At 69.0% G+C, this 9,643-nt stretch carries 8 protein-coding genes and 1 tRNA gene; 8 read left to right on the forward strand and 1 reads right to left on the reverse strand.

Going from position 1 to position 9,643, the window contains the following annotated elements; genetic code table 11:
• Positions 1-412 precede the first annotated feature (412 nt).
• From rpsF to IT306_28100, 4 genes are all read left to right on the forward strand, one after another.
• On the forward strand, positions 413-703 hold the full coding sequence (gene rpsF, locus IT306_28085) for a 30S ribosomal protein S6 (GenBank protein ID MCC7372307.1): 291 nt from the start codon (positions 413-415) through the stop codon (positions 701-703).
• Between the two features lie 21 nt (positions 704-724).
• Positions 725-1,219: a single-stranded DNA-binding protein gene (locus tag IT306_28090; GenBank protein ID MCC7372308.1), complete on the forward strand. Its 495-nt coding sequence runs from the start codon at positions 725-727 to the stop codon at positions 1,217-1,219.
• A 117-nt stretch (positions 1,220-1,336) separates the two neighbouring features.
• Positions 1,337-1,933 carry a 30S ribosomal protein S18 gene (locus IT306_28095; protein ID MCC7372309.1) on the forward strand — a complete coding sequence of 199 codons (597 nt, stop codon included), beginning with the start codon at positions 1,337-1,339 and terminating at the stop codon, positions 1,931-1,933.
• A 69-nt stretch (positions 1,934-2,002) separates the two neighbouring features.
• A complete protein-coding gene (locus tag IT306_28100) occupies positions 2,003-3,199 on the forward strand; it encodes a peptidylprolyl isomerase (GenBank protein ID MCC7372310.1) in 1,197 nt (398 codons plus the stop codon).
• Between the two features lie 192 nt (positions 3,200-3,391).
• Here IT306_28100 and IT306_28105 read toward each other — a convergent pair.
• A tRNA-Leu gene (locus tag IT306_28105) sits at positions 3,392-3,475 on the reverse strand.
• Positions 3,476-3,537: 62 nt separating this feature from the next.
• On the opposite strand from IT306_28105, the gene IT306_28110 reads away from it, so the two are divergent.
• From IT306_28110 to IT306_28125, 4 genes are all read left to right on the forward strand, one after another.
• Positions 3,538-6,756 (forward strand): hypothetical protein, encoded by a 3,219-nt coding sequence (locus tag IT306_28110; GenBank protein MCC7372311.1) that lies wholly within the window; start codon positions 3,538-3,540, stop codon positions 6,754-6,756.
• 148 nt (positions 6,757-6,904) lie between these two features.
• Entirely contained in the window at positions 6,905-7,657 is a 753-nt protein-coding gene (locus tag IT306_28115) for an ABC transporter ATP-binding protein (GenBank protein MCC7372312.1), read from the forward strand.
• Positions 7,657-8,529: an ABC transporter permease gene (locus tag IT306_28120; GenBank protein MCC7372313.1), complete on the forward strand. Its 873-nt coding sequence runs from the start codon at positions 7,657-7,659 to the stop codon at positions 8,527-8,529. The genes IT306_28115 and IT306_28120 overlap by 1 nt, the downstream gene beginning before the upstream one ends.
• Positions 8,526-9,341 (forward strand): ABC transporter permease, encoded by an 816-nt coding sequence (locus IT306_28125; protein ID MCC7372314.1) that lies wholly within the window; start codon positions 8,526-8,528, stop codon positions 9,339-9,341. The genes IT306_28120 and IT306_28125 overlap by 4 nt, the downstream gene beginning before the upstream one ends.
• Positions 9,342-9,643 lie beyond the last annotated feature (302 nt).

Genomic DNA, 9,643 nt, shown 5'->3' on the forward strand with positions numbered 1-9,643 from the left:
CCGGCGGCAGGGCGAGCGCCTGTTCATTGGTGTCCCCGAAGCAGCATGGACCGGGCGGGCGGGGATTGAACGCCCCGCCTACAGTCATTCAGTCGCTGCGCGACGGCCGCCGGGAACGGCAGGCACTGGCGCGACTGGAGCGTCGCGCAGCGACTGCAGGATCGTAGGCGGGGCTTTCAAGCCCCGTCGAGGCGGCACGACGACATCAACATGCAATCACCCTGGCAGCGGAAGGAGAACTCGCCAAGGCAGAACGCCGGTTCGGCTATACTTCTCGACGGTCTGCGGCAGCAACGTCGCAGGCCGGCGCGGCTCAGACACTGAGTCGCTCCCTTTCTGCTCTCACGCCGCCCGGTCCTGCACCAGTCCGGGACTACCCGCGGAGGGCAAGCCCAGAGAAAGGAGGGTGCACGTGCGCGATTATGAGTTGATGGTGGTGCTCAACCCTGACCTGGACGAGGCCAGCGTTGAGGCGACCACCGAGCGACTCACCACCCAGATCGCCGGTCGGGGTGGCGAGGTCGTTGACGTTCAGAAGTGGGGCCGCCGCCGGCTGGCCTACCCCATCGCCAAGCACCGCGACGGCTTCTACGCCGTGGCAAAGCTGAAGCTCTCGCCGGAAGCGGCCGATCCGCTGGACCGCGCGCTTCGGCTGAACGAGTCTGTCCTTCGTCACCTGCTCGTCCGGTTGGACGAAGCGTAAGCCTGCGGAGGCTCTTGCGCGATGCTCAAGGCTTCGGTGATCGGCAACCTCGGTAGTGACCCGGAAATGAAGTACTCGGCGAACGGCGCGCCGTTCCTGCGCTTCAACGTGGCCTCGAACTTCCGTACGCGGAACCCCGAAGGCCAGTGGGAGGACCGCACCGAGTGGGTCCGTGTCACCGTGTTCGGGCAGCGCGCTGAATCGCTCTCGCAGTACCTCCGCAAGGGCATGCGCGTCTTTGTCGATGGTCGCCTGGAAGCGCGACCCTGGACGGACCAGCAGGGTGGCGTCCGCGCCGGCCTGGAACTGGTCGCCAGCGACGTGGAGTTCATGAGCTCCCGCTCGGAAGACGAGCAGCGCCTGGGCGGTGGTGGCGGCGGGGGCGGCGGCGAGTACCGCGAGCCGCGCCCATCGGGTGGCGGTGGCGGCGGGAACGCGCCCCGGCCTCGGCCGGCGCAGCAGTCGCGCCCACCAGCCGACGACGACGGCGGCGATCTCGACGATCTGCCGTTCTAAGCTCCGGAGGGCCGGCTCACCCGGTGAGCCAGTGCGCTCCCCGACGTTTTCGATCTTCAGCAGTTGACCGGTGGCGGCACTCCTCAGGGAGTCGCCCCACCCGCGTGGAGTAACGCAGTGCCAGCACGAAAGCCAGGTGGCGGTGGCGCCGGCGGTGGCCGGGGCGGCCGTCGCGGCGAGTTCGCCAGGAAGTATCCCCCACGGCGTAAGGTTTGTACGTTCTGCGTCGATAAGGTCACGTACATCGACTACAAGGACATTGCCCGGCTCCGCCGGCACCTGTCCGAGCGCGGCAAGATCGAGCCGCGCCGCAAGACCGGCACCTGCGCGCGCCACCAGCGGGCGCTGGCTGTCGCGCTGAAGCGGGCCCGCCACGTTGCGCTGCTGCCGTACACCGCCGAGCACATCCGGCTGAGTGGCATGGTGCTGCGGTCGCCGGACGACCGGCGGCCATCTGACCGTGGCCCGCGCTTCCCGCGCCCGGAACAGCCCGCGGCCCCGGCCCCTGACGGCGCAGCGCCCGCTGCTGACGGCACAGCGCCCGCTGCTGACGGCACAGCGCCCGCTGCTGACGGTGCAGTTGCCGAGGCCCCCGCTGCTGACGGCGCAGCCGCCGAGGCGCCCGCTGCGGCGCCTGCCGAGTCCAACGGCGCAGTCGCGGTTGCTGAGGCTCCGGCCGAGGCGCCTGCCGCCGCACCGACTGCCACCGAGTAGCACCGGACGGCCAGCGTTCTGGAGGCGGCGGGCAAAGCGCCTGCCGCTTCCGGGCACGGCCGGGACACCATGCCGTCAGTCCGCAACCGTCACCCATCGCGCAGCAAGAGTGCCGCCGTCCGCCTGGCTGCACTCTATCCGTCGCGCCGCCAGCTACGGAAGTGGAACCGCGAGCAGAAGGTGCACCGCATCCTGCTCTGGGGGCTGGCCGGCCTGATCGGGCTGGTCGTCCTCATTCTCGGCTTCGGCTACCTGCGCGAGAACGTGCTGCGTGCCAACGAGGTCGCCGCCGTGGTCAACGGCGAGCCGATCACGCTGGCCCAGATGCTCGAACGGGTCAAGCCGCGAGCCGCCGCGCTCGACGCGCAGGCCCAGTTCTACCAGGCCCAGGGGCTGACCCAGGCGGCCACCCAGATCCAGCTTCAGCGTTCCGGCCTGCCCGATCAAGTCCTCGACTCGATGATCGAAGACAAGCTCGTCACGGCTGAGCTGAACCGGCGCGGCATCATGGTCGCGAACAACGAGATCGACGAGGCGATCCGCAAGGAGATCTCCGAGCAGGAGGCGCTCTCGAATCCGCCAACGCCGACGCCCTCGCCGGTCGCCGAGGCAGCGGCCTCGCCGACGGCGGCAGCCTCGCCGACGCCCGGCCCGACGCCCACGGCGACTGCCGTTCCGACGCTCGCGACGGATGCGTTCCAGGCGGCGTACCAGAGCTTCCTCTCCCGCGCGAACCTCACCGACGAGGCGTACCGCGAGCTGAAGAAGGCTGAGCTGCAGCGCGACCGCCTGCGCGACGACCTCGCGAAGCTGATTCCGGCCACCGAGGAGATGGTTCACGCGCGCCACATCCTGGTGGACAACGACGACAGCCTGAAGCAGGTCCAAGAGAAGCTGGCCCAGGGAACGCCGTTCGATCAGGTGGCCGCCGAGTTCTCGACGGACCGTGGCACCCGAGACAAGGGCGGCGATCTTGGCTGGTTCCCGCGCGGGCAGATGAACGCACCCTTTGAGGCCGCCGCGTTCTCGCAGCCCATCGGCGAGATCGGCCAGCCGGTGCAATCGCCCAACGGGACGCACATCATCCAGGTGCTGGAGAAGGACCCGGCGCACGCCCTGACGCCCGAGCAGCAGCAGGGCAAGGCCGCGCAAGCCTATCAGGTCTGGTACGCCGGCGTGCGGAACGGCGAGAACGTTCAGAACCAGTTGACGCCCGAGGGGCGCGCCTGGCTGCTGCGGCAGGTGCGCGGGGGCGGGCGCTCCTGATCCGGCAGGCTGAACGCCGCGCGTCGGGCTTCGTCGGCCCGGTGGATGTCATCGGCGAGGCGGGTTTCGTCGGCCCGGTGGGCATCGTTGGCGCGGCCGGCGTGGTCAGCGCCGAGCGTCCTGACATTCTTGACCGCGCTGCCCGAGACCGGTATAACCCCGCGACGCTCAACCAGACGGGGTCAGATGGGGTGCCGAGGAGGGGGTTCGAACCCCTACCCCCTTCCGGGGAGCCGAGTTTAAGTCGGCCGCGTCTGCCGGTTCCGCCACCTCGGCACGTGCACTCCGCGAGCGAATCGATTCTACCCTAGCCTCTCCCCCTGCTCAAAGGAGGCCCGGTGGCCTTTCGCCTGCTTCTGGTCTCGGTGCTCTCGTCGTTCGCCTTGATTCCCCTGACGACACAGCACTTCTTCGCTTCGAGCGACGGCCTCTACCACATCCACCGATCGATTGAGGTCCACCAGTGCCTCAAGAGCGGTGTCCTGATCTGCCGCTGGATGCCGGATCAGTACCTCGGGTACGGCACGCCGCTGCTCAACCTGTACTCACCAGCCGTCTACTACGTCATCGCGGCGTTCTACGAAGCTGGCCTCGGCTGGGTGAACGCCACCAAAGCCTCGATGGCCGTCTTCATGATCTTCTCGGGCATCGCGGCCTACGGCTACGCGCTCGACTTCCTGTCGCGGCGCGGGGCGCTGCTCGCCTCCGTCGTGTACGTCTACGTGCCGTACCACCTCGTCAACGCCTACTACCGGGGCGACCTTCCCGAGTTCTTCGCGATGGGCTGGTTCCCGGCAATCCTCTGGGCGTTTGGACGGATCGTCCGGCCGGGCACGCTGAAACAGCGGTTGCCGTACGTGGTGGCGGCGGCCGTGTGCTACGCCGGGCTGGTGCTGACGCACAATCTCTCGGCGTTCATCTACACCGGCGTGCTGATGGTCTACTGCGCCTTCCTGTTGCTGCGCGGCATCGTGGAGAAGCGCTGGGGCTGGCTCGGGGCGTTCCGGCCGGCGGCGCTGCTGCTCGGCGCGACCCTCCTGGCCTACGCGCTGACGGCGTACCTCTCCTTCCCGGCGATCCTCGAAAAGCACCTGATCCAGCTGGAGGGGCTGCTCTACGTCTCGCACCAGGATCACTTCCCGACCCTCAAAGAGATCATGCCCAACCGCATCATCCACATCTACGGGATCATCTTTCCGGAGTCGCCTGAGTACGCCTACAAGATGGGCCTCGTGCAGGTGGTGCTGGGCGGGTTGGGCGCGCTGGTCGCCCTGCTCTGCTACCGCCGCTTCACCTTCCGGGCGCGCGGCGAGGCGGTCATCTCGGTGGTCGTGTTCTGCGTGGCCTTCTGGTTCACTCGGCCGCCCTCGTTGTGGGCCTGGGACTCGATCCCGCTGCTGCCGTTCGCGCAGTTCCCGTGGCGGTTCCTGCTGCTGATGGCCCTGCCCACCAGCGTCCTGACCGGCTTCCTGGTGGACGTCTGGCCGGAGCGCATCCAGCGCTTCGTGCTGCCGGTGCTCGTCGTGTTCACGCTGCTGACGAACACGCTCGGCCTGCGTCCGATCATGGCGAACACCGTCGAAGGCGACATCGACGAGGCCGATGCCACCCGCTTCGAGCTGATGTACCACCTCCTCGGCACGACGGTGGCCGGCGAGTACGTGCCGCGCTGGGCCAAGGACAAGGCGTTCATCTCGCCCGAAGCGCTGGCGATTGTGCTGGGGCAGGACGCGCCCGACGTCCACGTGCCGACCTCCGACCGGGGCATTGAGGTTCACCGTACGCTCAAATCGACCAACGAGCAGACGTTCACCGTCAACGCCCAGAACGCCGGCCGCATTGTGCTGAACACCGTCTACTTCCCCGGCTGGCGGGCCGAGGTCAACGGCCAGACGGTAGAGTTGGGCGTTACCAGCCCCGAGGGGCTGATCGCGGTGGGCGTGCCAGCCGGCCAGAGCCGGGTGCGTATCGTGTTCGAGAACACGCCGATCCGCACCCAGGGCGAGCTGGTGTCGCTGGCGGCCGTGATCGTCTGCCTGCTGCTGCTGGCCTACGCCTGGGTGCGCGTGCCGCACTGGCGCTTCGCGCTGCCCCGCGTCCAGATCTCCCGGCCGCTGGCGGCGCGCGCCGTGCTGCTCGTGGCCCTCCTGGCCCTGATGCCGTTCGGTGTGGCGTTCTACGCGGCAGCGTATCAGCCGCCGCCGCTGGCCCAGCGCCCGCTCAAGATCAACGTCGGCGACACGGCCATGCTGCTCGGCTACGACCTGCGCGTCAACGGCCAGTTGCTGCCGCACCTGCAGCCAGTCGAGCCGGGCACGGTGCTGGAGCTCTCGACCTACTGGGAGGCGATCCAGCGCGACGCCGAGCGGCTGGCCCGCTCGCAGCCGTACGCCCGCCTCTCGAACATCGACGAGCAGAACTGGGGCTTCGTGGTGGAGGAGCGCCGTCAGCCGCTGACGGCGGACGGCTTCACCTTCCGCAGCGATACCCGCCTGCTGGTGCCAAACGGCCTGCCGCCGGGCGTCTATCAGATCGATCTCGGGTTGTTCGTGGGCGGCCGGCCGCAGGGCGTCAAGAACATGGAGCTGGTCGAGCTGCTGCCCACGCAGGGCTCGATCCGCGTGGGGCCGGTCCAGGTCAAGGCCGGTGGCGCCTTCGCGAACCTGCCACAGGTGGCGAATCAGACGTTCAGCCAGCATGTGCGGCTGGAATCGTTCGACGTGCAGCTCGGGCTGAACGACCGCCGGCCTCGGCCCTCGCCGGTGCCGATCGAGGGCAGCCCGGCCGTCGCCACCCTGCCGGCCGGCGAGACGTTGCAGCTCGACATGCTCTGGCGGTCGCTCCAGGACCACCCGGGCGTCTTCATCGTCAACGCCACGCTTGACGACGCCCAGGGCTTCCGCTGGGCAACCCGCGAGGTCGAGCCGGTGGACCGGATGTATCCAAGCTGGATGTGGTCCGACCAGGAGCTGATCCGAGACCAGATCCGCCTGGAGATCCCGCCGGAGGCGCCGCCCGGGCGGTACATTCTGAACCTGAAGCTGTTCGACCGGGGCCGGCCGCTGCCGGTCATGGGCGCGAACGGGCTGCCGCAGGGGACGCAGGCGAAGCTGATCGACGTGCAGATCCTGCGAACGGAGGCCCAGGCCCGCGAGCGCGAGGTCAAGATCCTCGAGCGCAAGCGGCAGAAGCTGTCCGACGACCTGGAGCTTCTCGGGAACAGCCTGGGCGAGTCCGAGGTCTCGGCTGGCGGCGAGTTGGAGCTGGCGCTGATCTGGCGAGCGCTGCGCGACGTGCCGAAGGAGTACCAGGCGCGGCTTCGCATCATCGGGGAGCGGGACCGCGTCGCCGGCGAGCTGGTGGTCCCGCCAACGGGCGTCGGCAACCCGACGAACATCTGGGAGCGCAACGACATCTTCCGAGGCCAGTACCGCGTGCCCATCGACCGTGCCGCCGCATCTGGCAATGCGCGGCTGGTCGTGGAGCTGCTGGACCCGGCGACGAATCAGGCCGTGGGTCGGGCTGAGATCGGACGGGTGACCGTCAAGGGACGGTAGGCTCAGGGGCGCACCACCGCCTGCGCCCCCTGCTACACTGACGCTCACCTCAGCCAGGAGGCCGATCACGGTCGCTTCGTCGCGCAGCGATGCCAGCCGTCAGCCCGCCGCTGGCGCTCCGTCCTCGATCTCGGTCCAGGGCGTCTCGATGATGTTCGGCGAGCACGGCTCCGGCGACGAGGTCCGCGCGCTGCAGAACGTCTCCCTGGAGATCCGCCCGCGCGAGCTGGTCTCGCTGATCGGGCCGTCGGGCTGCGGCAAGAGCACCCTGCTGCGGCTGATCGGCGATCTCCTGACGCCAACCGGCGGCACGTTGACCGTCAACGGCAAGACGCCCCGACAGGCCCGCCTCGACCGTGACTACGGCATCGTCTTCCAGCAGCCGGTCCTCTACGACTGGCGGACCGTCGAGGCGAACGTGCAGCTCCCGCTGGAGGTGATGAAGGCGCCCAGGGAGGAGCGGCAGCGCCGTAGCCGCGAGCTGCTCGAGTTGGTCGGCCTGCACGAGTTCGCCAGCCGCTATCCGTGGGAGCTGTCTGGCGGCATGCAGCAGCGGGTGAGCATCGCGCGGGCGCTCTCGATTCGGCCATCGGTGCTGCTGATGGACGAGCCGTTTGGGGCGCTCGACGAGATGACCCGCGAGCGGCTGAACCACGAGCTGCTGAACGTCTGGGCCGAGACCGGCACCACGCTGGTCTTCGTCACGCACAGCATCGCCGAGGCGGTCTTCCTGTCGGATCGGATCGTGGTGATGTCGCCGCGCCCGGGCCGCGTCGAGACGGTGATCGAGGTCGATCTGCCGCGCCCGCGCACCGCCGAGACGCGCGAGGACCGCCACTTCTTCGAGCTGATCGCGGAGGTGCGCCACAACCTCCGCGAAGTCGACCGGCACGAAGGCTGATGCTGTCCCGTCGGGTCTGGCTGGCTGTTGGCGGGTGGCTGCCGATCTTGCTGACGGCGGCGGTGCTGTTCACGCTCTGGGAGCTGCTGGCCGCCTGGTACTTCAACGCCAACGTCACGCCTGAGTTCCAGGTCGGCGCGATCACCGGCGCCGATCCCGCGGTCCCGGCCGAGATGCGGGTCGTCCAGACGCGGCTGCCCTTCCCGAGCCTCGTGCTGCTGACGCTGTTCGACCCGGCCAACGCCTCACAGCTGTGGGGGGCCGGGCTGGTCACCCTCAGGAGCGCCATGCTCGGGTTTGCCATCGGCGGGGCGGTCGGCTTCGGGCTGGCGCTGCTGATGGATCAGGCCCGAGCCGTCGAGCGGAGCCTGCTGCCCTACGCGATCGCCTCACAGATGATCCCGGCCATCGCCCTCGGCCCGATCTTCTACAGCGTCCTGCGCGACGAGAATCTCGCCCGCGCGCTGATCGCCGCCTACGTGACGTTCTTCCCGGTCACCGTCAACACGCTGCGCGGCCTGCGCAGCGTCGATCCGAACGCCCTCGCTTTGATGGCCTCGGTGGCCGCCAGCCGCCGCCAGGTCTACACCATGCTGCGGATCCCGGCCGCGCTGCCGTACCTGTTCCAGGCGCTGAAGATCGCGGCGACGGCCAGCGTGATCGGGGCGATCGTAGTGGAGCTGATGGGCGCGCAGCAGGGCATCGGCGTGACGATCTTGCGGACGCAGTATTACGGGCCGGCCAACGCCTACAAGCTCTGGGGGGCCATCGTCGTGGCGTCGCTGCTGGGGCTGCTGCTCTTCCAGGCCGTGGCGCTGGTCGAGCGGCTGGTGCTCCGCTGGCAGCCTGAGTTCCGGCGGGGCGGCGCATGAGCACGCTGCCACGACCACACCGCCGTCGCCCGGCCCGCCGCGAGCTGCTGGAGCGCTGGGGCCTCCCGATCCTGGTCTTCGTGCTGCTGATCGGGCTGTGGCAGGGCGGCGCGCTCCACGCGCTGCTCGGCCTCAGGGAGTTTCAACTACCGTTCCCGCTCCAGATCTGGGAGGCGCTGCTCGACCGCGCGGATATCCTGCTCTGGGACGCCGTGGTCTACACCGGCTTCGAGGCGGTGGCCGGGCTGGCCATCGGCGCAAGCGTCGGCTTCCTCTGCGCGTGGCTCTTCGTCAGCTACCCGTGGCTGCGCGCCGGTGCGCTGCCCATCGCCGCCGCCATGAACGCCGTGCCCATCGTGGCCGTCGCCCCGATTGCCGTGCTCTGGCTCGGCTTCGCGCAGCCGTCGAAGATCGCCGTGGTGGCGCTGATGACGTTCGCGCCGATGGTCGTGAACGCCTACAAGGGGCTGTCGAGCGTCGATAGCCATTCGCTGGATCTGCTGGCGAGCGTGGCCGCCAGCCCGTGGGATGTGTTCGTCAAGCTGCGCCTGCCAGCCTCGCTGCCGTACGTGTTCAGCGCGCTGAAGGTCGGCATCACGCTGGCGCTGATCGGGGCCGTGGTCTCCGAGTTCTTCAACGCCCAGCGCGGCCTCGGGATCACCCTCTCGAACAACATCCAGGTCGCCAGGATGCCGCTGGCCTGGGCGGCCATCGTGGTCGCTGCACTGCTGGGATTGCTGCTGTACGGGCTGATCGGCGCGGTGGAGCGGCTGTCGATCCCCTGGCACGTATCGTTCCGTCGCACCCGGTAGCACGGCGCTGCCAGGCGTCATCCCGAGCGGCGTGAGCTTGCACCCACCCTCGTCATCCCGAGCGGAGTGAGCCTGCGAACGAAGTCGAGGGATCTTCCCTCTCGGCTCACTCAGGTTTGGCTGGGGAAGATCCCACTCCGCTCGTTCCTCGCCGCGGTCGGGATGACGCGGGCGAGTGTGCTCGTTCCTCAGGGCGATTGCATGTTCATTGGTGTCCCCGAAGCATCATGGAACGGGCGGTCGGGGACTGAAGTCCCCGCCTACCATCCTGCAGTCGCTGCGCGACGCTCCAGTCGCACCAG

Source organism: Chloroflexota bacterium, from assembly GCA_020850535.1.
GTDB lineage: Bacteria > Chloroflexota > UBA6077 > UBA6077 > JACCZL01 > JADZEM01.

Coding starts and splice junctions, on each gene's coding strand:
- IT306_28125 (MCC7372314.1), top strand. CDS start 8,526: ATGAGCACGCTGCCACGACCACACCGCCGTCGCCCGGCCCGCCGCGAG.
- IT306_28100 (MCC7372310.1), top strand. CDS start 2,003: ATGCCGTCAGTCCGCAACCGTCACCCATCGCGCAGCAAGAGTGCCGCC.
- IT306_28120 (MCC7372313.1), top strand. CDS start 7,657: ATGCTGTCCCGTCGGGTCTGGCTGGCTGTTGGCGGGTGGCTGCCGATC.
- IT306_28090 (MCC7372308.1), top strand. CDS start 725: ATGCTCAAGGCTTCGGTGATCGGCAACCTCGGTAGTGACCCGGAAATG.
- IT306_28115 (MCC7372312.1), top strand. CDS start 6,905: ATGATGTTCGGCGAGCACGGCTCCGGCGACGAGGTCCGCGCGCTGCAG.